Source organism: Catenovulum maritimum (genome assembly GCF_001050375.1).
Taxonomy (GTDB): domain Bacteria; phylum Pseudomonadota; class Gammaproteobacteria; order Enterobacterales; family Alteromonadaceae; genus Catenovulum; species Catenovulum maritimum.
The window spans coordinates 44,426-69,528 of record NZ_KQ130499.1 but is presented as its reverse complement, the minus strand read 5'-3'; the positions used below and the strand labels follow the sequence as shown (position 1 = coordinate 69,528).

Sequence of the window (25,103 nt, the reverse complement as noted above, 5' to 3'; positions counted from 1 at the left end):
TTATGAAATTATTTAATATGACTAATTGCAAATTAATTGCTGGATTCACTTTAATTGCTGTTTTTGGGCAAGTTAATGCCGAAATACCAGAGCCACAAGTAACGCTTTACGGAAAGGTTTTTAACCGATTTCAAGGGGTTGAAACTCGCGTTACTTCAGGTGCTTTAAAATGGCAGATTAAATCGCAAACTAATGCTAATCAAACATTTACCTATTCAGCTCAGCTACAACCCTTAGCCAATGGAAGCTATGATTATCGACTCGATATACCGCAGCGATTATTAGAGCAAGCCATTACACCAGCATTAGCAAACCAAGTGTCAGATAATCAGTCGATTGTGGTTGGCCAAAGCGTTGAAACTTATATCCATAATTTAATCTCAGTCGACAACATTAAAGCTCGAATTGTCGATGCAGATTTAACCCAAGTTAATTTAAGTCAAGAGTTACGCTCGCAACATGTTGAAGTCGATTTATATTTATCTAAACCGCCAACTGACACTGATAATGATGGTTTGCCTGATAATTGGGAATTCACCTTTTTTGGCGATATTACATCAGCAGACGCGACCGCAGATGAAGATGAAGATGGCTTGTCGAATTTAGAAGAATATCAATTATCGAGCGACCCTAGAGCAGAAACGGGAGATAACCGAATTCCAACCTTAATTAATGGCGAATTGGTGATTTCTGAGCAAGGTACTAGTTTGTTTAAACCCAATATTTTGGACAGTGATACTTGGGATAGCAATATTGAAGTGAGTATAGTTGCGATTGATGCAGCACTCGAGTTGACTTACTTAGCGGGTGGTTCACTCGATTTTACCCAACAAACCAAAATGAGTGCAGGTGATAAGCTTAAATTAAGTGACCTATTAACAGGACACTTATTAATGAAGCATGTTCCAAGCAGCACTCATGCGCAGCAAGCTAAGTTAGATAAACTTGCAGTACAACTTGTGATTGATGATAAAGATAATGCACCAGTTTCGCTTGAGATTAATATTCAACCTATACGACCCGTTGATAATAATTCAATTAGTATGCAAATGTGGTTTGATGGCTCGGTTGATAAAACATTATTTAATAGTTATTACAGCCCAGATCAGGAATACACAGAAGATACGGATGAAGAGTGGTTTGGCCGAGCTGGACGCAGCGATATTGACTTGATGCATCATATTGACAATACAGGTTGGGTATGGAAACAAGTTGCTACTGCGAATAATGGCCCGCTTGGACAACAAACGATTGAACTAGATGGCCAGCATTATTATGAATCTTGGGTTGAGGAAGAAGAATTGGGCGAAATCCCGTTTCATTTTAATCCTGATTTAGCTTATTTCGCCGTCTTCAAAAGTAATAGCCATGCAGAGCAAATATTAACGCACGACACAACTGCAGAAATCGGGATTACAGCGAATGATGATCCGGTTTACCCTAAGCGACTTAGATTTTCGCGAGAAGGACACGAAACCTTATATGGTTCTCGTTCAGTCAATAATACTTGGGGCATTTCAGCTTTATTCAGTAATAGTTTATCTACTCAACTTGAGCTTGATGGGCAAATGGCGGGTTACGCCATTACCCAGCCTAAAACCGATTCAAGTCAAGAGGATCCTTCTGACATTGAATGGGGTACCAGTCGCACCATAGGTGGAAAAATGGTGGGCAGCGCAAATAACCAAAACTACAAAATGCAGAGTCCTTTTAATGGTAGTTTAGGTGAAATCATGATGTTTAATTGCGGTGATTGCCAAGCCGAAAAATGGCAGATATATGGTTATCTTTATAGTAAATGGTTTGGCTATGTTGTTGTTGACCATTCACAAACCACTTACAGCGTTGATGCCCGATCTGCTTCAGCATCTTATATTGGCGCACCTGACACAGAAGACGAATACGAATCACTCGATGAAGCTTTATACTACACAGGCGATCGTCTTGGCACCCATTTAACGGATGGCCAAGCAGCATACAAAGATAATTATGGTAAAGATAGAAATTATATCTTTATTGGCGGCTCAGCTCACAACAAATTTGTTGGCGGCAGTGAAGGCGATATTTTAGTTTCGGGCGGCGGCAGTGATTGGCTAACTGGATTAGGCGGTAAAGACATATTCGTGGTTTCAAATGGCGCTGTGGTGATCGACTTTAAAGCGGAAGAAGACGTTATTGATTTATCTTTATTGCTCGATATTCAAGATCCTAATTTAGCACTGAATAAATATCTTAAATTTGAAACTGATATTTATGATACTTACTTAACGGTTGATGCCAATGGTGACGGTAGTGGTTTTACTGATGCAACCGTTATTTTGGGGAATGTATCGGTGCGCAATGGCGATTTAAGTCGATTATGGTCAATTGGAGCGATACAAGCAGGAACTGCAAGACCAGAATTAACTTTAGCCTTTGAACCAGTAGAAAGCAATGAATTAGAAGAGAAGAACCAAATAGCACAAGAGTTTGTGTTAACCAGTACCGGCAGCCCATTACCTGTTGGCTTATTTTTACCCGTTGCTATGACTGGCTCAGCAGTATTAGGTCAAGATTATCAATTGGAAATAGCGAAAATGCCAGTTGATGAAGACAGCGAAATTAGCTGGCAAGCATTAACTAATAGTGGCATTCCGCTTGATGTTACACCTGGAACTCATAGCGTAAAATTACGAGTCAATCCAATTAAAGACAATATTCAAGAACGCCGTGAAACTATCAAGCTAGAGCTTATGCCACTTGAAAGTTATGACTTAGGTGAACTAAAACAGCTTGAATTTAGCTTATCGGATGGTTTACCGAGTATCGCGATTGAGGCAGAAAATACCAGCATTATCGAAGGCGTTAACGAAGTCTCTATTGTTTCTTTAACCCGTGAAGGCAGTTTAGATGTGCCGCTAAAAGTTAAATTAGACATTGTCGGCTCAGCAGAAAATGGAGTGGACTATGGCTTTATCAGTCAGGAAGTGACATTTTCAGCCGGTGAACCAAGAGTGAGCTTTGAAGTATTAGCTTATTCTGATGATAAAACGGAAAGCACAGAGTTTATAGAGTTAGCACTTACTTCAACTTTAGATTATGACATTGAGGAAAACTCATCTATAAAAATTGCTATTTTTGAAAATGGTGATTTAGTTGATAGCGACGGCGATGGCATGGATGATATGTGGGAAATTGAAAATGGTCTGGATTTCAACAAAAACGACACCTTAGGTGATAACGATGGTGATGGTTTGGCCAATATTCGAGAGTATGAATTAGGCTTAGATCCAAACCGAACAGATACAGATGGCGACGGTGTTCCAGATAAACTAGATTTATCACCTAATGATGCTTCTAATAGTGGTCAAATCGTTCAAGTTGGACAGCAAAAAGTATATTTGAGTATGACCTCATTATCGGTTATGTCAGGTGACAAACTTAGCTTACCTATTTATTCTAGCGCGCAGCTTGATAGCGGTATTGCGGCAACAGGTTTGGATGGCATAGGTATTAGAATTCACTTTAATAGTCAAGTATTTAAATTTACTGGCTTTAGCAATTTATACCAGCAAGATCATGTATATAGTTCAAGCATTGCGAAACAAGATTTTAATGATTTTGATAGCAATGAAAAAACCGACAGCTATGTTGAAGTTCGTTGGACTAACCTAGAAAATAATTGGCAAATGCCAAGCTCCAGTTTAGCTAACTTACATTTAGAAGTATTGAGCCAGCCGAACAATCAGCAGATTGATTTTAGTGCCAGCCAATTAAGTATTGGCTATGGCTTAGCTAAGCAAGTTGTAGACTTAATGCCGTTAAATGTTGATCCACTAGATGTTGATAACGATGGTCAAGCCTCTAATGAAAAAGAATCACTGGCATTAATGCGTTACCTATCTGGCTTACGTGGACAAGCGGTTAATCAAGGTATTACAAGCAATGATTTAGATAGTGAATTAAATAAACTGATTGAATATTTAGATGTTGACGCCGACGGCAAAGTTAATGCGTTAACCGATGGTTTGTTGATTTCTCGTTGTGTAGCAGGTTATCAAGGTGAAGCTCTAACAAAAGGCATCATATTTAATTACTCAGGCCGTCAATCACCTGAAATTATTCAGCAGTATTGTCGTCAATTAACAGAATAGGAAGATAACAATGAACCTTAAATTAGCTAATAAAATCAGCTGTTTGCTATTAATATCTTCTGCTTTAGTTGCTTGTGGTGGCGGCGGTGATAATTATACGGTTGAAGGCGGAGGCGACCCAGCAGTCACAAACCCACCGCCAGAGCCGCCAGTAGATCCTGTGCCAGAGCCTAGCACAGAAAGAGTGCAAAAAATTATCAGCGGCAATTTAAGCGTTAACAAAGGCGATAGTTTTAGTTTGCCATTGCAATATAAAACGGAACCTGAAAATGTTGATTTAGCAGGGTTAGCTGTGCGAGTCCATTGGGCGAGCCAAGACTTGAATTTTGTATCGACAAGCCAAACCCTAACGACAAGCTTTTTAGGCGAAGGGCAAGCAACAGCTGATTTAACTGATTTAGATAATGATCCCCAAACTGACATGTATATGGTTTTTTCTTGGGCAAACTTCCCCGAAGGCAAATGGCCTAATACAGATACTTGGCCGGTGGCACTGACTCAGGTAGAGTTTGAAGCGCTTGCGTCGGGGGCGACCCAAGTTAACTTTAGCGCCTCATCTACTGCGGGTGGCTATCAATTTTCTGCAGATGCAGTTCAGGTAACGATTGAATGAAGCTAACTCCAACTTATACTCTTGCTAGCCCTTGGGTTAGTTACCCAATCGGGTTTATTTTTGGTGTTGTGAGTTTGTGGTTAGCTCAACTGAGTTACCAAGCTTTTATGCTGGCGAAACCAGAGCTGTTAACTGTGAATGTAGCTAAGGTTGGAGATGAATATATTAGCCTTGAATACTTTGAACAAGCAGCAAAAAACAGAGCAGGGAAGCATCTAGACTCGCTTGACTATAATGTTTTGCTTGATGAATTAATTGTTCGGCAGGCAAGTATTCAGTTTGCGAAACGGCATAATCAAGATGATTCTTATGACTACATTCAAGCGGTTGAAAATTTATTAATTGGTCAATTAAGACAACAAATTTTACAACCTAAGCTCGATAAAATTAAAGTATTAGAAGCAGAAATTCAAGAATATTATCAAGCCAATCCAAGGAAATATCAGCAAAATACTAGAGTTCAAATTGCCATGCTTTATCAAACATTAACTGGCGATATAAATCAGCAAATCGAGCAATTAAATCAAGTCCGTGATAAAGCTTTAGCAATTAAGCTGAAAGACTTTGGTCCGCTAGCAATTGAGCATTCGGATGATCAAGCTAGTCGTTATAAAGGGGGATTAAAAGGTTGGCAAATTCAAGGTGTTGCTTCTAAGTATCCTCAGGCAGTACAAAATATAATGTTTCATTTGAAGCTAGGTGAGGTTTCACCTGTTATACAAACCGATAAGGGGCTTTATTTAATTAAATCGGTGAACAAGGTAAATGAGCAAGTTTTGCCATTTGAGAGAGTGAGGCAGAAAATTTACCATCAATTAATCACACAAAAGCAACAACAGGCTGAACTCGAGTTTAATCAAACGGTATTAAAAGCAATTTCAGTCGAACGCTATTTGGATAAGTTACCAGCTAAGTTGGTTTCCCCTCAAAAAACTCAGGAACAGGCAGCCCAACCACCTAGGCTTTAAATTAAGGCTTATAGCTAATGATAGTGATACAGCGACAGATGCTGTATCATATCCGTTAGATTTTTTTCCGGATTAAGTACTCACATGTCCAGTCAACCAGTTGATTCCTCGTTAGCTATCAAACATATCAATGTAACTGAATCTGATTTATCTCTTGCTAATAAAGTAGATTTATCTCCGCCGGCCTCTTTAGAGCAGCACGAAAGCCCAGTATCTGTTGAATCGGATAAAATAGTGCTGGCCACGATTAATGCTAAATATATACATGCTAGCTTAGGGTTAAGGTATTTATATGCCAACCTTAAAGAGTTGCAAGCAAATTGCGAGATTAAAGAGTTTGTTATTCAAACTCGAGCAATCGATATTGTCGAGCAAATATTGGCAGCTAAACCTAGCATAGTTGGATTTGGTGTTTATATTTGGAATATAGTTGAAACGACTAATGTGGTGAGTTTATTAAAAGTGATCGCGCCAGAGATTAAAGTTGTTTTGGGTGGTCCAGAAGTCAGTTATGAAACTGAACAACAGACGATAGTCGAATATGCTGATTATGTTTTAACAGGCGCTGCAGATATTAGTTTTTATCAGTTGTGTCGAGATATTATTAATCGCACAGAGCCAGAACAAAAAATATTGAAGTCTAAACCTGTTGCATTGACGGAGTTAGAGTATCCGTATCAATATTACTCAGATGAAGACTTACAAAACCGGCTACTCTATGTTGAGGCTTCGCGCGGCTGCCCATTTAAGTGTGAATTTTGTTTGTCTTCATTAGACACTGCATCTAATCCGTTTGAATTAGAATCATTTTTAGCTCAGATGGATATTTTGTATCAACGCGGTGCTAGGAACTTTAAATTTATAGATAGAACTTTTAATTTAAATATCGCGACATCGATAAAAATTATGCAGTTTTTCTTAGATCGCATGACGGATGATTTATATCTTCACTTTGAAGTGGTCCCAGATCATTTACCGCGAAAACTTAAAGAGTTTTTGGCTCAATTTCCAGACGACTGTTTACAATTTGAGGTTGGGATCCAAACCTTTGAACCCCAAGTGCAAGCAAATATAAATCGAAAGCAAAATAACGCTAAATCAAAAGATAACCTGATTTGGTTGAGACAAAATACCAGTGCACACATTCACGCAGATCTCATTTTTGGTTTGCCTGGTGAAACGCTTGAATCTTTTCGTGATAGTTTTAATCAACTTTATCAATGTAAGCCACAGGAAATTCAACTTGGTATTTTAAAACGCCTGAAAGGAAGCCCAATTATTAGGCATACACAAGCATTTGATTTGCGTTTCAATCCGCTACCGCCTTTTAATATTTTGAGTACCAATTTAGTCGACTTTGCAACTATGCAATTGGTTAATCGATTTGCGCGTTACTGGGACATGATAGGTAATTCAGGTCGCTTTAAGCATTCATTACCACAAATATTATCAGACAACCCATTTGATGAGTTTATGGCGTTGAGTAATTGGTTATTTGACGAGACGGGGCAAACACATCAAATTAACTTGAAGCGACTGTATGAGCTTATCTCACAAGCAACAGAGGCATTGTTTCCAACTAAGCATCAAGCGGTTATTTCAGCGATAGAGCAGGATTATGCAGCTTCTAAACTAAAAAGTCATTTTAGTACGCTTAAGGTGTTTGCTGAAGATAAAAGCGAGATTAAAACCCAAAGTAAGTTATTGCAAAGGCAACAAAGGCATAAGTCTTAGACTTTTGACGGATTAGAAAGAGCGTTTAGTAGGCGGGTTATCGGTAAGTATTAGGCAGCTGTTTGGTAGGAACTCATTTTTTCAATTCAAAATTTAATGTATTATAGCAAGCTACTTTACTGCAGGTTTCTGTTTCTTGAGTTAAGCGCTGTGGCATTTGTACTAGAGCAATTGATGGAAACCTATAACGATTAAATATGGAAATACAAAATGAATAAAACATGGTTAAACCTCGCACTATTAACCGGAATTAGTTTAACTGGATGCGGAGGTAGTGGCGGTGACTCCACTGCTAGCATTGAAAACAGTATAAATACCACCCCGATTAAAATAACAGAAGCTAATTCTGATACTGTGTCTGAAATCGCGCTTTCAGCTAGTTTAGAAGGCTTTGCTGATGGCGTCAGTCGCGGTTTTTTTGATTCATTTTCGGGAGTATCATCTCAAAATAACGAATCAAGCAGCCCTGTTAATTTTGACCGTTTAGTTGAGCTCACTCGTTCAAGTAAAAAATTAATTGGCGATACCTTTACTGGTGTGAAGATAAACCAAGAATTTGATTGCGATGTTTCTGGTAAACAAAAATTTATTGCAAGTATTGCTTCACAAGGCCGAGAAACCATAGGCGATTACTTGAAAATGGAATTTAGTAATTGTAAAGATAGTAGCGGCATGGTCAGTAATGGTGTGATGGCTGTTACTTTTACTAATGTTGTCGGAGACTCAGAGTTTTCGGATGATTACACTTTAGGTTTGAGCTTTGATTTTGATGGTTTTTCGTTGGGAAACACTTCAGACAAACTTGAAATATCAGGCGCTCTTTTACTGACTAAAATTAGTACAGTGAATGGTTATACTATAAAATCGCAGTCTAGTCAGGTGAGTTATGAAGCCGATAGATTTAAACAAATCGTAAGTGGTTTAAATGGCACAAGTGTTTTTGATAATAATACTGGTATTACTAGAGTAGATTATGCCGCAATCGTTGCAGACAATACGCTTAATGGCAGTGTATCCCTTTCGATTACCGATAGCTTTGAATACGCCTCTTTAAATGCAAGTTATCCTTTTAGCGGTAAGCTTAAAGTCGTTGGTTCAGGTTCTAGTATGACATTGACCACTTTATCTAGCACCAGTGTCAAAGTAGATATAGACACAAATGGTGACGGCAGCATAGATTCGACAGATATCGTTAGCTGGTCATCTTTAATGTAACTGATAGTTATGACTTATTTTATTCAAAAGGCGACTAATCTTATGCTTAGTCGCTTTTTTTTGCCTTTTAGTTTTATTATTTCAGCGCTGATTTATTGCCCGCTCTATGCAAACGAATTTTATATAAAAACGGGCGCTGCACATAACCAAACCGAATATGATGAGGTCGATTTAGGGGTTAACTTAAACCGTGAATCTGGCAAGGCTAATTCATTCATGCTTGAACTCGGTTACCAAACTCGATTATGGCAAATATCTGTCAGCATGGCGCCGCAAAAAGGTCGCTTAGATTATTTAGGTCAAACCCAAAGCGGGATACAAAAATCCACAAAGAGCGATATAAGCCGAAACCATTATACTTTAAGGCTTCGTCGTTTAATTAGCTCAGATAAGCTTGACTGGTATGTGTTGGGGGGATTAGCGAGTGTTAAGGTTAATAGAGATATTCGCTCACAAGCCGATGTTAGTGGTCTTTATGAAGTTTATAACTTTACAACTTTTCAGCTTGGGACAGAGTTTCAGCTACCTATAACTGACAAAAATAAACTTAAGTTTGATCTATTATTTGAATCTGCATTAGATGGCGAAATGACAGTTGAGTTTAAAAACAACCAGTTTGACATAGGCCGAGTTGAACTCACTAACTTCTTATCAGCAAAACTTGGCGCTGAATTTATTCATGAATATTCTCGCTCAGTCAATTTAAGCTTGGGAGTCGGTTATAAACAGGAGTTCATCGGAAAAAGTAAAGAAGCAAGTTTGTATCGTCTGGGGCGACCAGCAGGACAATTTTATCAGCCTAAAAGGGAGTATAAAGAAATATCTCTATTAGCTGCTATCAAGTATTCATTTTAAGGCTAAACACAGCTGTAATTGATTACAGCTGTGTTTTTGTGGATAGTTTAATCTGCCTTGAATTCAAGTGAGAAAGTAACTGGAACTGTATAAGTGATAGATGGGAGTCCAGCTAATTCTTGTAACTTATTGAGGCCGTTTACTAAATCAAATTGCGATGCTTGCAGTAAAATAGGTTGAGTTGAAATAACTTTTAGATCATTGTTCGCTTGCTTAAAAACGATTGCTTGCACATCAATATTTTGTTTATGTCCGTGTAAGTTTAACTCAGCTTTTAATGAGATTTGTTCCGCACTTCCTAGTGCTAAGCTCTTCAGTAAAGCTGGCTTTAATTGAGCTGTTAGTTCAGCTGTAGCAAATTTTGTTGTCTCAAATAAAAATTCCTGCATTCTTTGGTTTCGAATTGGAATTTGTGTATCAACTGAGTTTAAATCGATTTGAATTTCAACTTGGCCTAAATCAGAAACCTTGCCTGATAGTTGATTAAATTTATGTAGCTCAGTTACTTGAGATTTTTTTGTCGATAAAAAATTTAACTGAGATTGAGAGTTGACCAAACTCCAATCCGCAAATGCTTGGGTAGTAGATAAAGAAAGAAGTAAGCCTAATCCTAAGCTTAGCTGTTTAAATTTCATTAATGAGATTTCCCTTAATTTAATTTTCGGTGCGTCTTGTGGGGCTTGACCACTTTTTGCCATTCTATATTTTGATCTCCCATAACAATAAAGTCTGGGTTTTCTAACGTATCGCGCTGATTATAAGTGATGGGGTTAAATTCAGCATCTAAAATTTCCCCACCTGCTTCTCTAAGTATGCAATGACTCGCTCCTGTATCCCACTCTCCAGTTGGACCTATACGCAAATAAAAGTCAGCATTACCTTCGGCAATTAAACAGTTTTTAAGCGAGCAGCTACCTAAGGCGATTTTAGGATGAGTTTGTTCTGCAACTAGATATTTGGCTATGGTTTCTGATTTTTGAACACGTGATACCGCAATTCTCAGTTCAGGTTTTTCGCTGTGGCTAGTCACCTGGATTGGAACTATATTTCCAGTTTGCTTAATTTGTTTGTAAGCACCATTGCCTTTAGTAGCAAAATACCAAGTATTTTTGGTTGGCCAGTAAATTACCCCTAGTACAGGGGTGTGGTTTTCGATCAGTGCTATATTGACCGCAAAGTCGCCACTCCTAGAAACAAACTCTTGCGTCCCATCCATAGGGTCTAATAACCAGTAGCGCTTCCACTTTTGTCTTTCAACTAAAGGGGTTTTTTCCATTTCTTCAGAAATGATTGGAATATCAGGCGCTAGGTTTTTTAACTCTTCGACTAATACTTCATTTGCTGCATAATCAGCTGAAGTGACAGGTGATTCATCGTCTTTTTGATACAAATCATAGTCGTTTTTTTTATAAATTTGCATAATAGCTTCACCAGCGTGATATGCGATTTGTTTTACTTGTTCGAGCAGGTCTTTGGGTTTAGGTGTCATTCTGCGTCTTCAATATCTGTTGTGCCAAAAATAATGCCGCTACACTGCGTGCTTCGGTAAAGTCATCTCTTTGCAGTAGTTCATCTATATTATTAACTGACCAGTGTATAATATCCAATGGTTCTGGCTCATCTCCGTCAAGTTTTTCCGGATAAAGTGAATGAGCTAACAAAATATGCATGCTAGAGCTCGAATATCCAGGTGCCATAGCTAGACTTTTCATGTTTATCAGTTTATTAGCACCCATGCCTATTTCTTCTTTTAATTCTCTATTAGCAGCTTGTTCTGGCGTTTCACCTATATCAATAATGCCTTTTGGGAATCCGAGTTGGTAATTATGTGTGCCTGCTGCGTATTCTCGAATAAGGGCAAAGGTATTTTCATCTACCATAGGGACTATCATAACTGCGCCCCGACCAGGTCTATTTCCTCTTAGTCGTTCAAAGGTTCTTTTTTCACCGTTAGAAAATTCGAGATCTAGGCTCTCGACTCTAAATAACCTGCTTTCAGCTAACGTTTCAGTGTTCAAAATTTGCGGTAATTGTTTTTCTGGCAGTAATTTATTCATTGGCTTTGTTATACTAGTCTCCATGTAACCCAAAATATACCAATAAACCTTATGCTGCAATGGCAAGATATAGATACTGTGCTTTTAGATATGGATGGCACTTTATTAGACTTACATTTTGATAATCATTTTTGGTTAGAGCATTTACCCAAACGATATTCACAGATACATAATTTATCGGAAGAAAGTGTACGAGAAAATTTAAAACGCCAATATGCTAAATTGCAAGGGCAATTAAAATGGTATTGTTTTGACTATTGGGCAAAAGAGCTGAATTTAGATATAGTTGAGTTGAAACGTGAAGTGTCTCACTTAATTCAGATTCGACAAAGCACGCCTGAATTCTTAACTGCACTAAGAAAAGCAGGAAAACAGGTCATATTACTGACAAATTCCCATCCTGATGGGATGACACTCAAATTCGAAAAAACTCAGTTACATGATTATTTTGATCGGCTTATTTCAACCCATGAATACGGCTATAGCAAAGAGTCTTTGGAATTATGGCAAGCGGTTCAGGCTGATTTAAAGTTTGATAAAGCAAGAACCTTGTTTGTTGATGATAGTTTACCTATTTTACATAAGGCTCAGGAATTTGGTATTCAGCACCTAGTTGCAATTAAAAATCCAGACAGCCAGCAAGCTTCTCGCGAGATAAAGGAATTTGAAGCGATAGAGGATTATTGGCAAATGATTAAAGCCTTAGAAGAATTAGGTTAAATATTTGGCTGATTGAGCCGATATTAAATTATCTCGGATTATTGGCGCCGCATATGAAGCTCTTATCTTATTTTATTTTGCTTTTCACAATTACGACAGCCCATTCTATAGAGTATGTTTTGCCAACCTCTAAAGTCGACTTGTTAGTTTCTGATATCAAGCGCTTTGCCCCAGAAGATGAAATTAAACTCTTAATGGCTGGAGAAACTGAGTTTACGGCCTTACTCAGTGAACAAACGCAAGCAACTGTCAGAGGGGTCGCTATTTTACTGCCTGATATGACTGTTAGCCCTGCTCAAGCATCCGCATTTTTACGTTTAAGATATCAACTCAATGATTATGGTTGGATCACGCTTGCTGGGCTCGTACCTGATTTATCTAAAGGGGAAGAGATAACTCAAGATGAAGCGGTACTTAAAAAATATAGTGATAGACCTAATTCAAGTACTTATTATTTTCCAGAAAGCTTACAAGCCAACTATCGCGCGCAAATCAAGTTATTTGTCAGTGCCTTGCAACAGGAAGCAAAAAACTATCCCGGATTAATTTTATTCGTAGCACAAGGTGCCACAGCAGGTTGGCTAATCGAATCATTTGAAAAGAAAGAGATTAAACAACCTGATGCTCTTGTTTTAATTGCACCTTATTTACCTGATCATAAATTAAATCATGGGTTGGCGACTAAAATAGCGCGTTTGCCAATGCCAATTCTTGATGTTTGGTCTGAACAAGATAGTCATATTTCTTTATCGACAGTTAGCAAGAGAGTGCAAGCGAGCAAAAGACATTTAACTATGCATTATCGACAAAGAGAGTTATTTGGTCTGGCTGGCTTTGAACCTAGAGAAGCCAGGTTAGGTAAAGAAATATATGGTTATTTAACTTATTTAGGTTGGTAAACCAACTTTTGATTTAGCTAGCTTGGGTATATACGCAAACTTGATTACGACCACTTGTTTTTGCTTGATATAAAGCTTTATCTGCGGCATCTACCCAGAGCCAATATTGATTCATGTTTTTGTTAATTTCAGCAACCCCTATGCTTATTGTATAATTGAAAAATTGCCCTTTAAATTCGATCGCTTCAGCTGCTATTTTTTCTCTAAATTCTTGCGCGAGCATTAATGCTGCTGCTTGATCAGTGTTTTGGAGGATCACCCCAAACTCTTCACCACCATACCGACCAAATGCACTGGTTTGGACTGCAAAAAAGCTTCTTAATTTGGTTGAAAATTGTTGAATAACTTGATCGCCGGCAAGATGTCCAAATTGATCATTTATCTTTTTAAAATGATCAATGTCGATCATCAGCAAACAAGTTGGTTGATTCGTTTGTTTAAACTCTAAGTAACTCTTCTCTGCCAAACTTTCCCAAAAGCGCCGATTATATAATTGAGATAAATAGTCCAGCTGGTTTATCTTTTCGATTTTTTTGATTTTTTGTCCGAGTTTTTTTGAAAGGTGGTAGGTCACAGAGCCGACCATAAGAGGATAAATCAGCAGTAGAGGTAAGCATATTAGTATGGTTAGTTTGCTTGTCTCTATATCCCAATTAAAGCCGTAGCAAATAATCCCCAAAGCAACACCGACTATATTTGCCAGCAAGCCTTTAAGATAAAATAGTAAACCGCCTGAAGCTACGTTATTTAGAGTGGAAGCCGTAATATATAAAATACAAGGTATGATACTAAAATGTATAACAGGCAGCCAAAAGCCAACGATCACTGAATCGATTAATAAGCATAAAAAAGCCAGTTTATGCGGTTTATTAGCCTTTAAGCTGACTACATGGGCAACATGTGGCCATACAAAACTGCATAAAAATAGCGCAAGCCATGTGAGCAAATTATGCTGTTGCGCATATAACACAGACGCCACGGGAAATGCGCCGAGTGAAAGTCCTATAATTCTAGGTAAATATGTACGCCTGACAAAGCTAATACCTTTTTTTGCTTGCAAATTTGGGAGGCTTATTTTATTGATCTGTGGTTCAACTATAGCCAAAAATCACTTAATTGAGAAATATCAATTAAATGATTTTTGGCGAGTGTATTCTTAGAACAGTGTATTTTGCTCTAAGAATACAAGCATTTAAGCCGCTTTATTGCCTTCAAGTAATTGAATAACTTCAGCTGGAAATTGTACTTGTTGCCACAGCTGTTTTCTGAGCTCCGCAGTATCTTGATATTGACCTTTTAATATCCAGTCAATCAAAGGCTGAGGGTCATCAGGAAAAATAACCTGACCAGATTGATTATTTTCAAGCCAAGTTTCAACGGTTTCAAAATTCAGTTGATTCATAACTGTTGCAAGGCCTAGTAGCTCGAGAGTATGCGCATTACTCGCTTGTTCAAATTGACCATTTAACGGTTTTAACAAAATTCGTTTACCAAAACATAAAGCTTCACTCGACAGTTCAAAACCTGCATTGGCAATAATACCGCTGCACTCGGCTAAGTCTTGCTTAAACTTATCTTTACTGAGCTTTCTAAGGTGTAAGTGTTCGTTGTCTTGGTTTTCAACTATATCTGGGTGATAACAATAAAAGTCGAAATCACAAAAATCAGCCAATAGAGACTTTATTTGCTCAAGAGATTCAAATGGTAAGTAAACCAGTATCTTTTTCGGTGTTTGGCTAATATCGTGCTGACGTTCGATAAAAGGAGGAATAATCGATGCACCGAAGTGATACCAATGAACCCCTAAGTTATATTGGCAAGGCGCAAAATATTTAAGTAATTTCTTATCAGTCCACTTAGCGCCTTGTGTTGGTATGTTTTGCATAAAAGAAGCTTGATGAGATATACCTATGCTGGTCAATCCTTGTCTTTTCGCTGCCCAAGCAGTTACCGGTTCAAAGTCATTTAACAATAAGTCATATTGGCTTAAATCTAAACGGTTTACATCTTTCAAAAAACGAGAGGCTTCAATTTGCTTTAACGTCGAAAAAATAGAAACATCGCCATCATTACTAACAAAAGACATACCTTTTTTGACTTGGTAGTCTCCAAATACTTCCATATCAAAAAATTTATCAGGCTCTCGGCCGGAGAAGATATAGTCCACGTCTATATTTAACTCGGCAAAACGCTTAGCCATGATTCTAGCTCGGCTAATATGACCATTACCTGTTCCCTGTACACCATATAAAATTTTCATAAAATCAAAGCACCAAAAATAAACTAAACCAAGCGCTGGCAATACCTAGGATCGCGCCAGCCAAAATATCTGTGGGAAAATGAACCCCCAACAAGACACGAGATAAACCGATTAAACTAGCCCAAGTGTATGCAAGCAGGCTAAAACTGGGATAAAAATAACTAATTAAACTGGCCATCAAAAATGCAGCTGCAGTATGACCCGAAGGCAAACTAAATTTGTCGCTTGGCTCAATGTATGCCGCCACTAATAAATCGCTGGGACGCGTTCTTTTAAACGCTTTTTTCAGCATGAAATAAGAAGGCAACTCAAACATAAATGCAATTAAGCCTACGGCTAAAAACCAAAAGCCTTCTCTCTCAAGCAAGGCTAAAGTTAAAGCTAATGCAAGATAAAAGTGGCCATCACCTGTTTTGGAAATCAGTTTGACCCATTGCATGTTTTTATTTTGAGTTGAGGTGAAAAGCCAAGCAAAAAGTTGCTGATCTTTCGCCGTTATTTTATTCATATTTGAACTTATCCGTTAGGCTAATATTTCAAATACTATTCGTTTAATGTGACGAATAATTGAACAAAATAGGACACAAATATGACAGCAAAATTTTATATGATTGGTTAAGGGAAATGATTGTTAAAAATTGTAATTAAATAACATTATTTTATAATTTCAACTAAAATCCAAACTTGTTACTATTGTTAATAAGTGTAAAAAAATGTTAACTAAGATGTTGACGGTTACTGGAGAGCAATATGAGTGTTGAGCTGAATGTAGGTAATAAAGAAAATACAGCGTTTATTTTATTAATAAGCTGTATCGCGACTATTGGTGGCTTTCTGTTTGGGTATGATAGTGGTTCGATAAATGGAACTGTAGAAGGTTTAAAAGTTGCATTTAATTCTGATTCTGCGGGAACTGGGTTTAATGTTGCAAGTATGTTACTTGGTTGTGCTTTTGGGGCTGCAATCGCAGGCCGCTTAGCTGACACTTATGGTAGAAAGTTAATGCTAATTACCTCTGCCATTTTGTTTATTATTTCCGCATGGGGAACAGGTATATCTGCCACTTCGATTGAATTTATTTTTTATCGAGTTCTTGGCGGTTTCGCGGTTGGTGCGGCAAGTGTTATGACACCAGCTTATATTAGTGAAGTTGCACCTGCTAGATATAGAGGCCGTCTTACGACAGTTCAGCAAATTGCGATTATTTCTGGTTTAACCGCTGCATTTTTAGGAAATTACCTACTTGCTAGTATTTCTGGTTCGGCGTTAAACATTTTGTGGCTTGATTATGAAACATGGCGTTGGATGTTCTGGGTAGAATTAGCACCAGCATTTATCTTCTTATTTGCCTTGTTTTTTATTCCTGAAAGTCCAAGGTTTTTAGTCGCTAAAGGTAAAAAAGAGCAGGCTATTTCGGTATTAACTAAATTATACGGTAAAGAAGAAGCACTGAAAAAGTTTGATGAAATTAGCGCAACGGTTGCAAGTTCAGCAAGTGACCAACCATCTTTAAAAGATTTAAAAGATGGGGTTACAGGCAAAGTTAGACCTATCATCTGGGTTGGTATTGGCCTTGCGGTATTCCAGCAATTTGTCGGCATTAATGTGGTGTTTTACTACGGCGCAGTATTGTGGCAGTCGGTTGGTTTTTCTGAAAGCGATTCTTTGTTTATTAACGTCTTATCAGGCAGTTTGAGTATTGCTGCATGTATTGTTGCTATTACTTTAGTCGACAAAATTGGGCGTAAACCTCTACTCTGGATTGGCTCTGTGGGTATGGCTGTAACACTTGCTATTGCTGCATATGCATTCTCTACTGCTAGTGTAGGTGCTAATGGCGAAGTGAGTTTAAATTCGCAAATGGGTGGTGTAGCACTCGTATCTGCTAACTTGTATGTTATTTTCTTCAACATGTCATGGGGACCTATCATGTGGGTTATGTTGGGTGAAATGTTCCCGAATCGTATTCGAGGCCTAGGTTTATCTATTGCCGGATTCTTTCAATGGGTCGCTAATTTTGCGATTACCATGACATTCCCAATTATTTTAGCTTCTGTTGGTTTAGCTGTTGCTTATGGCTTCTATGCTTTATGTGCTGCGATTTCAGCTGTATTTGTCGCTAAATATGTATTAGAAACCAAAGGTAAAGAGCTAGAGGAAATGGCTGGCTAATAAAGATATACAAACTAATAAAAGCGCATAGTCATAGGTTATGCGCTTTTTTTATGCTTAATTAATACATATTTCACTCTAGTTGCAGTATAATTCGCGAAATTATTGGCAATAGATGAATGACACTTCATGGCGCAAATGCAACTTAATGCTGGTATTGAGTTTGAATACCCAGCTAAACCCGTTCCTTTGAATCAAGACGAAAAACAAGCGTACAAAGATAGAATCAAGCAATTGTTGATTGAAAAAGATGCTGTTTTAGTCGCACATTATTACACAGATCCAGAAATTCAAGCACTCGCTGAAGAAACTGGCGGATGTGTGTCTGATTCTCTCGAAATGGCACGTTTTGGGCGTGACCACCCAGCTAAGAATCTAATCGTTGCTGGGGTTAAGTTTATGGGTGAAACCTCTAAAATACTAAGCCCTGAAAAGCGTGTGTTTATGCCAACTTTAGACGCAACCTGTTCACTTGATTTGGGTTGTCCTGAAAAAGAATTCACTGAATTTTGTGACGCACATCCAGACCATACTGTCGTGGTATATGCAAACACGTCGGCAGCGGTAAAAGCTCGTGCAGACTGGGTTGTTACCTCTTCTATTGCACTTGAAATTGTTGAGCATTTAGATAGTGAAGGGCATAAAATTATCTGGGGACCAGATAAACATTTAGGCGCTTACATTGAAAAGCAAACAGGTGCCGAAATGCTCAAATGGAATGGTGCTTGTATCGTTCATGATGAGTTTAAAGCCAAGCACTTAATTGACATGAAGTCTATGTACCCACAAGCAGCCGTTTTGGTACATCCTGAATCACCAGCTTCGGTTATTGAATTGGCCGACGCTGTTGGCTCGACGAGCCAGCTCATAAAAGCAAGTCAGGAGATGGACAACGAAATGTTCATCGTAGCGACCGATAAAGGCATTTTTTACAAGATGCAGCAGCTAACGCCTGAAAAAACCTTTATTGAAGCACCAACAGGCGGGCAAGGCGCAACATGTCGTAGCTGTGCTCATTGTCCTTGGATGGCAATGAATGGTTTAGTTGCAATTGAAAACTGTTTAATCGCAGATGATTTGTCTGAGCATGAAATTTTTGTTGATGAAGCATTGCGCGAAAGAGCTTTATTGCCATTAGACAGAATGCTTAACTTTGCAGCTGAGCATAAGCAAAAAGTAAAAGGTAACGCGTAAACTAAGTTTTATTTCAGTTTTTAGGGCTGAAAACTTGCTAAATTGGGCTGTATTCCCTATTATGCAGCCCGCTTTAAACAAGCAATTTTAAACGGTGAGATGGCTGAGCGGCTGAAGGCGCACGCCTGGAAAGTGTGTATACGTTAATAGCGTATCGAGGGTTCGAACCCCTCTCTCACCGCCACTCTTCTTCTTTATCCCATAACTCTTCAATTTGTTTATACTGCGAGTTATTAACAAAGACTTCTTGAAATAAATTTTTCTTTATCCTGCTGGCCACAATACTGCATTAGCTATAGTGCATACGTTTTAAATTATTCTGAGTCGGCTCTTCAAGCGATTCCTTCATATTAGCCTGAGTTAAGTTTTGTTAGATTTAATATGTTAGTTGCGTAAAAGCACTCAATCTTACATTTGAAATAAAATAAATTTTTTATGCTTGGTAATACCTGATTAGTGTAAAATACTGACATTAACAAATTATAAAAATTGAATGGTTTACCTAAGAATATGACTCCTGAATTGCTATCAAGTATACAAGCCCAAGTTGAAGCTGCGTTATACGAAGATTTAAACGGTTTAAATCCAGATAATGATATTACGGCTTTATTGATCCCTGCGGAGCAGACAGTGTCAGCAAGGATTATTACCAGAGAGTCATGTGTTTTGTGTGGCCAAGCTTGGTTGGAAGAGGCTTTTCGACAAATTAAATCTGAAGTTGAAATTACTTGGTTAGCTAAAGATGGCGATAAACTGTCACCAAATCAAACTCTTTGTCAGTTAAAAGGTTCAGCTAGAGATATTTTAACTGCCGAAAGAACGGCGCTTAATTTTATTCAAACGCTATCTGCTACAGCGACTGCAACCTCTATATATGTGGCCAAAATTGCTCATACTCAAACTAAATTATTAGATACTCGAAAAACTATTCCAGGTTTACGTTTAGCACAAAAGTATGCAGTGACTTGCGGAGGCGGTCAAAACCATAGAATCGGTTTGTATGATGCCTTCTTAATAAAAGAAAATCACATTATTGCAGCTGGTTCAATTGAAAACGCCGTTAAACAAGCGCGTCAAATTGCACCAAATAAACCAGTTGAAGTCGAAGTGGAAAACAATGACGAGCTTAATTTAGCCTTAGCAGCAGGTGCAGATATTATTATGTTAGATAATTATTCACCGGCAGAAATAGCAGCGGCGTCAGATATTAATAAAGCTGCAGATAAACCAGCTAAATTAGAAATGTCGGGTAACATTACGTTAGAGACAATTGCTGATTATGCACAGGCTGGCGTTGATTTTATCTCTAGTGGTGCGCTAACTAAGCATATCCAAGCAATCGATTTATCACTTAGGATAGATTAAAACTTATAAACTAAAGTGACTGAGTTAATTTTATCTTTGTTAACTTGGTCATTACCTGAATTGGTATTTTGATTGCTGACAAGCGAGGCTTTAACAGCAAGAGAGCCATTTACTTTCATTGTAATTGCTGACTCTAATTTGGTTTTTATGTTTTCTGCACTTCGTTCCACTGAATAGCCAGCGTTAAAGTTCACGTTTTTAGCAATTTCTCTTTTATATGTTGCTGCCGCACGTAGAATAAACTCTTTTCGGCTTTCTTCATAAAATGTCGTTGTTGTTTTGCTATCAACTACATTTTGGTCGCCAGCTTCAACCTCGTTATCATTCTCATCAAAATAAGTTCTAAATGATTTTTTTAATTTATCGAAAGCATAACCAGGACCAACAGAAAACTCTAAATAATCGACTTCAGAATCTAAGATCTTATAGTTATAACCTGTTGCAACTGAAGCTTGGTAAGCATAGTTTTTATTAATTCTATCAGTTTCGTAAGACATGAATAAAGGGATACCATCACCGTCTTTAGAGACTAGATAGGTTGATTCTAACGAAGCAAAATACTTTTCACTTTTAGTGACAGGAATTGTGTCACTATCAGGATCATTTTTATCAACTTTTTCTTCATCTTGGCGAAAAAAAGTAGAGAACCTAAAGTCATGTCGAAAATTTTCAGTTTGATTGTTAATAGAGGTTTTAAAGATGAGGCGCTTAGAATCACTTTTAGATGTGCTCGCTGTCATAACATAACCCAACTCTGCTGAAGCATCGAATTTACCAAATCTTGATTCTTGGTGATCACTCGCTGCATAGCTACACTGAGCAAAGGAGAGTGAAGTAAAAAAGAATATAGATTGGTATTTGGTCATGAAAGAGCTCGGTTAAAACGGACAAAAATCGCGACTATTCTAATCTTTTTACCTAAAAGTTCAATTCTAAACTTAGGTTAAAAAATTATATTGAATATTTTCACTTTTAGTTGATTGTTTACACTGGAGTAAATCATATCACTCCAGTGTAAGGTGTTTATTGTGAATTAGCTTTCATAACCATTTGGGTTAGTACTTTGCCAACGCCAAGTGTCCTGACACATTCTATCTAAATCAAATTGTGCTGACCACTCGAGCTCTTTTAATGCTGCAGTCGCATCGGCATAACAGGCCGCAACATCCCCAGGTCTACGATCGACAATTTGGTATTTGACCGCTTTATCTGAGACTTTTTCAAAAGCTTTCACCATATCTAGTACTGAGTAACCAATTCCTGTACCTAGGTTATAGGTAAATACGCCAGTGTCTGTCTTAATTCTGTTTAATGCCTTTAAATGACCTAAAGCTAGATCGACTACGTGAATATAATCTCTGACGCCTGTACCGTCGTGAGTATCGTAATCATTACCGAATACACTTAATTGCTCACGGCGACCGACAGCAACCTGTGAGATAAAAGGCATCAAGTTATTTGGAATACCATTTGGATCTTCACCTATTAAGCCTGATTCGTGTGCACCAATTGGATTAAAGTAACGCAAGATAACAATTTTCCATTCAGGGTCAGATTCTGATAGATCGCGCAGAATCTCTTCAATCATTAATTTAGAATGGCCGTAAGCGTTAGTTGGTATCCCAGTCGGCATGGTTTCAATTAATGGTAATGCAATTGGATCGCCATAAACAGTCGCAGATGAACTAAATACCAAAGACTTAACTTGGTTGTCAGCCATCACTTGGCACAAGTTGATGGTACCAGTGACATTGTTTTGATAGTAAGTCAGAGGAATTTGGGTGCTTTCGCCAACTGCTTTTAAACCAGCAAAGTGAATAACAGAATCGATTTTATATTGTTTAAAAACAGCATCTAATTGTGCCGTATCTAAAATATCGCCTTTGACAAAAGTTGCCTGTTTACCTGTAATTTTTTCAACACGCTTGAGTGATTCTTCTGATGAATTACTTAAATTATCAAAGACAATTACCTGATCGTCTTGGTTTAAAAGTTCTAAAACAGTATGGCTACCAATATAACCAGCGCCACCTGTTACTAAAATTGTTGCACTCATTTTGTTCCCTTTACTTAATTGAATGAATCTACGAGCTAGTTTACCTAAGTATCTGCTCAATAGTGAAGTGCAAGTGCAAAATTAAACTAGGCTACCAGGAATATTTGCACTTAATTAGTGAAGCTGATTTTTGGTTTGATTTTAATTCTAGCTGATTATTTGTCTAAGTTGTTGTTTTTAATGGTTTAAAAAATATTGGCACGCTTAATGTATTATCTAGTTCGAACAATTTATTATTAATAGCACAGTGTTGTGCTGTTAAGGCAAAGATGCCCACTCCAGTTCATCACCTCTATAGGTGGTGAATCGGAGTGGGTTTTTTTTTGGGATTTTTTTAGATTATTTAGTTGGAGAGTTTATTAATGATGTTTAAGTCAAAGTTAATTAAAACGACGATCAAAACGTTAGCCGCTTCTGTTTCATTAGCTGCAACAGTGTTTTCTGCTCAGGTGAGTGCTGAAGTTGGTTACGCTGAAAAAGAAGAATTAAAGTTTGGTTTCATTAAATTAACTGATATGGCGCCATTGGCAATTGCATATGAAAAAGGTTATTTCGAAGACGAAGGCTTATATGTAACGCTTGAAGCACAAGCAAACTGGAAAGTGTTATTGGACAGAGTTATTGATGGCCAATTAGATGGTGCACACATGCTTGCTGGTCAACCATTAGGTGCAACAATCGGTTTTGGTACTAAAGCCGACATCATTACTGCATTCAGCATGGACTTAAATGGTAATGCGATTACAGTATCAAACGACATTTGGAAACAAATGAAGAAACACATACCACATGAAAATGGTAAGCCTGTTCATCCAATTAAAGCTGATTCATTAAAGCCTGTAGTTGATAGCTATCGCCAAAAAGGTAAGCCATTCAACATGGGTATGGTATTTCCAGTATCAACGCATAACTATGAGTTACGTTATTGGTTAGCTGCTGGTGGTATTCACCCAGGTTACTACGCACCGCATAAAGGTGATATCTCTGGCCAACTTAAAGCTGATGCGCTTTTATCTGTAACGCCACCACCGCAAATGCCTTCAACTATGGAAGCCGGCACAATTTATGGTTACTGTGTTGGTGAGCCGTGGAACCAACAAGCTGTATTTAAAGGTATTGGTGTGCCAGTGGTTACCGATTATGAAATCTGGAAAAATAACCCAGAAAAAGTATTCGGTGTAAGTAAATCTTGGGCTGAAAAATACCCTAACACTCATATCCGTGTTGTTAAAGCAATGATACGTGCGGCTATGTGGTTAGATGCAAACAACAATGCAAATCGTCCTGAAGCTGTGAAAATATTATCTAAGAGCCAATATGTTGGTGCTGACTATGATGTTATCGCAAACAGTATGACAGGTACCTTTGAATACGAAAAAGGTGATAAGCGTTCAGTACCTGACTTCAACGTATTCTTCCGTTATAACGCAACTTATCCTTACTACTCAGATGCGATTTGGTACTTAACTCAAATGCGTCGTTGGGGACAAATTTCAGACGAAAAACCTGATTCTTGGTACAAAGATATCGCGAAGAAAGTATATCGTCCTGACATCTATGCAGAAGCAGCTAAAGAGTTAATTGCTGAAGGAAAAGCAAAAGCTTCTGAGTTCCCTGAGTTTTCAAATGAGTCAGGCTTCAAAAAACCACAAAAACACTTTATCGACAACATAGTGTATGACGGTTCTAAGCCAAATGCTTATTTAGAAAAATTCGAAATCGGGTTGAAGGGATCAACCAAACTTTAAGCGCTGAGAAGACTTAAAGATAGGCGATGGCAGAGCCGCCATCGCCGCTTAAACAAAGTTGTTAGGAGAGAAAAATGTTGAAATCAGCCAATTTATCAAAAGTGACTACCTTGGATATTAAAACCACAGTTAATACCGATAATGCGAAAAAAATAGCGACAGCTGCATTATTACCTTTTATCGGTTTAGTAATTTTCCTATTTTTGTGGAATGTTGCCGCAAGAAATATAGATACCTCTTTAGGCCAATTCCCTGGTCCAACACATGTTTTAGAGCAAAGCTCTGTATTGGTTGATGAACATTTTGCCGAAAGAGAAAAAGCAACGAAATTTTACGAGCGTCAAGAAAAACGCAACGCAGACCGAATTGCAAAAGACCCTAGCTATGAACCAAAAATTAGATCTTATACAGGTAAACCAACCTTTTTAGACCAAATTTGGACTAGTTTATATACAGTTATGATAGGCTTTTTAATTGCCTCTGTTATTGCTGTGCCACTCGGCATTTTATGTGGTCTAAGCCAAAATGCTTATTCTGCAATTAATCCTTTAATTCAAGTATTTAAACCAGTTTCTCCACTTGCTTGGTTGCCACTTGTGACTATGGTTGTATCAGCTTTATATGTAACTGATGACCCAATGTTTTCTAAATCATTCTTAACTTCTGCCTTTACTGTTGCCTTATGTTGCTTATGGCCAACTTTGATAAATACAGCTGTTGGTGTTTCTAGTATTGATAAAGATCTAGTGAACGTTAGTAAAGTATTGAGCTTAAGCAAAATCGCTCACATTACAAAAATAGTATTACCGTCTTCAATTCCGATGATATTCACAGGTTTGCGATTGTCACTTGGTATAGGCTGGATGGTATTAATCGCAGCAGAAATGCTAGCGCAAAACCCAGGCTTAGGTAAATTTGTTTGGGACGAATTCCAAAATGGTAGCTCAGATTCACTCGCTCGCATCATGGTTGCAGTCTTAGTGATAGGTGTTATCGGCTTTATGTTAGACAGACTTATGTTAGCAATCCAACGCTATGCAAGCTGGGACAAGTCAATCGCACTTAGATAAAGACAAGCTAATTAAAAGCTAGATACAAGCAACCAATTATTGAA

21 protein-coding genes and 1 tRNA gene are annotated in these 25,103 nt (G+C 37.9%); 14 read left to right on the top strand and 8 right to left on the bottom strand.

Features of this window, described 5'->3' with window-relative positions; all coding sequences use genetic code 11:
• The first annotated feature begins 2 nt into the window (after positions 1-2).
• The 6 genes from XM47_RS15145 (at position 3) to XM47_RS15120 (ending at position 9,518) form a co-directional block, all read left to right on the top strand.
• Entirely contained in the window at positions 3-4,133 is a 4,131-nt protein-coding gene (locus tag XM47_RS15145; RefSeq protein WP_048694322.1) for a type I secretion C-terminal target domain-containing protein, read from the top strand.
• A gap of 10 nt (positions 4,134-4,143) precedes the next feature.
• The gene (locus XM47_RS15140) at positions 4,144-4,746 is read left to right on the top strand and encodes a hypothetical protein (protein WP_048694317.1); all 603 of its coding nucleotides are present in this window, start codon (positions 4,144-4,146) and stop codon (positions 4,744-4,746) included.
• Positions 4,743-5,714 (top strand): peptidylprolyl isomerase, encoded by a 972-nt coding sequence (locus XM47_RS15135; protein WP_048694315.1) that lies wholly within the window; start codon positions 4,743-4,745, stop codon positions 5,712-5,714. Before XM47_RS15140 ends, XM47_RS15135 begins: the two co-directional genes overlap by 4 nt.
• A gap of 84 nt (positions 5,715-5,798) precedes the next feature.
• Complete coding sequence (locus XM47_RS15130) at positions 5,799-7,448, top strand: B12-binding domain-containing radical SAM protein (RefSeq protein WP_048694314.1); 1,650 nt, start codon at positions 5,799-5,801, stop codon at positions 7,446-7,448.
• 210 nt (positions 7,449-7,658) lie between these two features.
• Positions 7,659-8,663 (top strand): hypothetical protein, encoded by a 1,005-nt coding sequence (locus XM47_RS15125; protein WP_048694311.1) that lies wholly within the window; start codon positions 7,659-7,661, stop codon positions 8,661-8,663.
• 42 nt (positions 8,664-8,705) lie between these two features.
• Positions 8,706-9,518, top strand: a complete 813-nt coding sequence (locus XM47_RS15120) for a hypothetical protein (RefSeq protein ID WP_048694309.1) — start codon at positions 8,706-8,708, stop codon at positions 9,516-9,518.
• Positions 9,519-9,565: 47 nt separating this feature from the next.
• On the opposite strand, the gene XM47_RS15115 is transcribed toward XM47_RS15120, so the two are convergent.
• From XM47_RS15115 to nudE, 3 genes are read right to left on the bottom strand one after another with little or no spacing between them, the layout of a single operon-like run.
• Positions 9,566-10,153 carry a YceI family protein gene (locus XM47_RS15115; protein ID WP_048694306.1) on the bottom strand — a complete coding sequence of 196 codons (588 nt, stop codon included), beginning with the start codon at positions 10,151-10,153 and terminating at the stop codon, positions 9,566-9,568.
• Positions 10,154-10,167: 14 nt separating this feature from the next.
• Entirely contained in the window at positions 10,168-11,007 is an 840-nt protein-coding gene (cysQ, locus tag XM47_RS15110; protein WP_048694303.1) for a 3'(2'),5'-bisphosphate nucleotidase CysQ, read from the bottom strand.
• Entirely contained in the window at positions 10,997-11,575 is a 579-nt protein-coding gene (gene nudE, locus XM47_RS15105; RefSeq protein ID WP_048694349.1) for an ADP compounds hydrolase NudE, read from the bottom strand. Before nudE ends, cysQ begins: the two co-directional genes overlap by 11 nt.
• Before the next feature lie 51 nt (positions 11,576-11,626).
• On the opposite strand from nudE, the gene yrfG reads away from it, so the two are divergent.
• The gene (gene yrfG / locus XM47_RS15100) at positions 11,627-12,295 is read left to right on the top strand and encodes a GMP/IMP nucleotidase (protein ID WP_048694302.1); all 669 of its coding nucleotides are present in this window, start codon (positions 11,627-11,629) and stop codon (positions 12,293-12,295) included.
• Positions 12,296-12,348: 53 nt separating this feature from the next.
• Complete coding sequence (locus XM47_RS15095) at positions 12,349-13,194, top strand: DUF3530 family protein (protein WP_048694299.1); 846 nt, start codon at positions 12,349-12,351, stop codon at positions 13,192-13,194.
• A gap of 13 nt (positions 13,195-13,207) precedes the next feature.
• Here the strand turns inward: XM47_RS15095 and XM47_RS15090 are convergent, their stop codons facing one another.
• The 3 genes from XM47_RS15090 to XM47_RS15080 form a co-directional block, all read right to left on the bottom strand.
• Positions 13,208-14,254, bottom strand: a complete 1,047-nt coding sequence (locus tag XM47_RS15090) for a sensor domain-containing diguanylate cyclase (RefSeq protein ID WP_077066582.1) — start codon at positions 14,252-14,254, stop codon at positions 13,208-13,210.
• A 132-nt stretch (positions 14,255-14,386) separates the two neighbouring features.
• Positions 14,387-15,454 (bottom strand): MJ1255/VC2487 family glycosyltransferase, encoded by a 1,068-nt coding sequence (locus tag XM47_RS15085; RefSeq protein WP_048694296.1) that lies wholly within the window; start codon positions 15,452-15,454, stop codon positions 14,387-14,389.
• Between the two features lie 4 nt (positions 15,455-15,458).
• A complete protein-coding gene (locus XM47_RS15080) occupies positions 15,459-15,962 on the bottom strand; it encodes a phosphatase PAP2 family protein (protein WP_048694294.1) in 504 nt (167 codons plus the stop codon).
• A gap of 242 nt (positions 15,963-16,204) precedes the next feature.
• Between XM47_RS15080 and XM47_RS15075 the strand changes: the two genes are divergently transcribed.
• The 4 genes from XM47_RS15075 to nadC all read left to right on the top strand — a co-directional run bounded on the left by XM47_RS15075 (position 16,205) and on the right by nadC (position 20,185).
• Complete coding sequence (locus tag XM47_RS15075) at positions 16,205-17,626, top strand: sugar porter family MFS transporter (RefSeq protein ID WP_048694292.1); 1,422 nt, start codon at positions 16,205-16,207, stop codon at positions 17,624-17,626.
• Positions 17,627-17,755: 129 nt separating this feature from the next.
• On the top strand, positions 17,756-18,820 hold the full coding sequence (gene nadA / locus XM47_RS15070; protein ID WP_048694289.1) for a quinolinate synthase NadA: 1,065 nt from the start codon (positions 17,756-17,758) through the stop codon (positions 18,818-18,820).
• 93 nt (positions 18,821-18,913) lie between these two features.
• A tRNA-Ser gene (locus XM47_RS15065) sits at positions 18,914-19,004 on the top strand.
• Positions 19,005-19,330: 326 nt separating this feature from the next.
• The gene (gene nadC, locus XM47_RS15060) at positions 19,331-20,185 is read left to right on the top strand and encodes a carboxylating nicotinate-nucleotide diphosphorylase (RefSeq protein WP_048694287.1); all 855 of its coding nucleotides are present in this window, start codon (positions 19,331-19,333) and stop codon (positions 20,183-20,185) included.
• Here the strand turns inward: nadC and XM47_RS15055 are convergent.
• Positions 20,182-21,051 carry a DUF481 domain-containing protein gene (locus XM47_RS15055; protein ID WP_048694284.1) on the bottom strand — a complete coding sequence of 290 codons (870 nt, stop codon included), beginning with the start codon at positions 21,049-21,051 and terminating at the stop codon, positions 20,182-20,184. The genes nadC and XM47_RS15055 overlap by 4 nt on opposite strands.
• A 167-nt stretch (positions 21,052-21,218) precedes the next feature.
• Positions 21,219-22,241, bottom strand: coding sequence for a UDP-glucose 4-epimerase GalE (galE, locus tag XM47_RS15050; protein WP_048694283.1), 1,023 nt, complete (start codon positions 22,239-22,241; stop codon positions 21,219-21,221).
• 362 nt (positions 22,242-22,603) lie between these two features.
• Between galE and XM47_RS15045 the strand changes: the two genes are divergently transcribed.
• Both XM47_RS15045 and XM47_RS15040 read left to right on the top strand, forming a co-directional pair.
• Positions 22,604-23,989 (top strand): CmpA/NrtA family ABC transporter substrate-binding protein, encoded by a 1,386-nt coding sequence (locus XM47_RS15045; protein ID WP_149865530.1) that lies wholly within the window; start codon positions 22,604-22,606, stop codon positions 23,987-23,989.
• A 74-nt stretch (positions 23,990-24,063) separates the two neighbouring features.
• Positions 24,064-25,059, top strand: a complete 996-nt coding sequence (locus XM47_RS15040) for an ABC transporter permease (protein WP_048694277.1) — start codon at positions 24,064-24,066, stop codon at positions 25,057-25,059.
• Positions 25,060-25,103: the final 44 nt, after the last annotated feature.

Bases quoted from the DNA above. Each gene is read 5' to 3' on its own strand.
- XM47_RS15145 (WP_048694322.1), top strand. From the start codon at position 3: ATGAAATTATTTAATATGACTAATTGCAAATTAATTGCTGGATTCACT.
- XM47_RS15140 (WP_048694317.1), top strand. From the start codon at position 4,144: ATGAACCTTAAATTAGCTAATAAAATCAGCTGTTTGCTATTAATATCT.
- XM47_RS15135 (WP_048694315.1), top strand. From the start codon at position 4,743: ATGAAGCTAACTCCAACTTATACTCTTGCTAGCCCTTGGGTTAGTTAC.
- XM47_RS15130 (WP_048694314.1), top strand. From the start codon at position 5,799: ATGTCCAGTCAACCAGTTGATTCCTCGTTAGCTATCAAACATATCAAT.
- XM47_RS15125 (WP_048694311.1), top strand. From the start codon at position 7,659: ATGAATAAAACATGGTTAAACCTCGCACTATTAACCGGAATTAGTTTA.
- XM47_RS15120 (WP_048694309.1), top strand. From the start codon at position 8,706: ATGCTTAGTCGCTTTTTTTTGCCTTTTAGTTTTATTATTTCAGCGCTG.
- XM47_RS15115 (WP_048694306.1), bottom strand. From the start codon at position 10,153: ATGAAATTTAAACAGCTAAGCTTAGGATTAGGCTTACTTCTTTCTTTA.
- cysQ (WP_048694303.1), bottom strand. From the start codon at position 11,007: ATGACACCTAAACCCAAAGACCTGCTCGAACAAGTAAAACAAATCGCA.
- nudE (WP_048694349.1), bottom strand. From the start codon at position 11,575: ATGAATAAATTACTGCCAGAAAAACAATTACCGCAAATTTTGAACACT.
- yrfG (WP_048694302.1), top strand. From the start codon at position 11,627: ATGCTGCAATGGCAAGATATAGATACTGTGCTTTTAGATATGGATGGC.
- XM47_RS15095 (WP_048694299.1), top strand. From the start codon at position 12,349: ATGAAGCTCTTATCTTATTTTATTTTGCTTTTCACAATTACGACAGCC.
- XM47_RS15085 (WP_048694296.1), bottom strand. From the start codon at position 15,454: ATGAAAATTTTATATGGTGTACAGGGAACAGGTAATGGTCATATTAGC.
- XM47_RS15080 (WP_048694294.1), bottom strand. From the start codon at position 15,962: ATGAATAAAATAACGGCGAAAGATCAGCAACTTTTTGCTTGGCTTTTC.
- XM47_RS15075 (WP_048694292.1), top strand. From the start codon at position 16,205: ATGAGTGTTGAGCTGAATGTAGGTAATAAAGAAAATACAGCGTTTATT.
- nadA (WP_048694289.1), top strand. From the start codon at position 17,756: ATGGCGCAAATGCAACTTAATGCTGGTATTGAGTTTGAATACCCAGCT.
- nadC (WP_048694287.1), top strand. From the start codon at position 19,331: ATGACTCCTGAATTGCTATCAAGTATACAAGCCCAAGTTGAAGCTGCG.
- XM47_RS15055 (WP_048694284.1), bottom strand. From the start codon at position 21,051: ATGACCAAATACCAATCTATATTCTTTTTTACTTCACTCTCCTTTGCT.
- galE (WP_048694283.1), bottom strand. From the start codon at position 22,241: ATGAGTGCAACAATTTTAGTAACAGGTGGCGCTGGTTATATTGGTAGC.
- XM47_RS15045 (WP_149865530.1), top strand. From the start codon at position 22,604: ATGATGTTTAAGTCAAAGTTAATTAAAACGACGATCAAAACGTTAGCC.
- XM47_RS15040 (WP_048694277.1), top strand. From the start codon at position 24,064: ATGTTGAAATCAGCCAATTTATCAAAAGTGACTACCTTGGATATTAAA.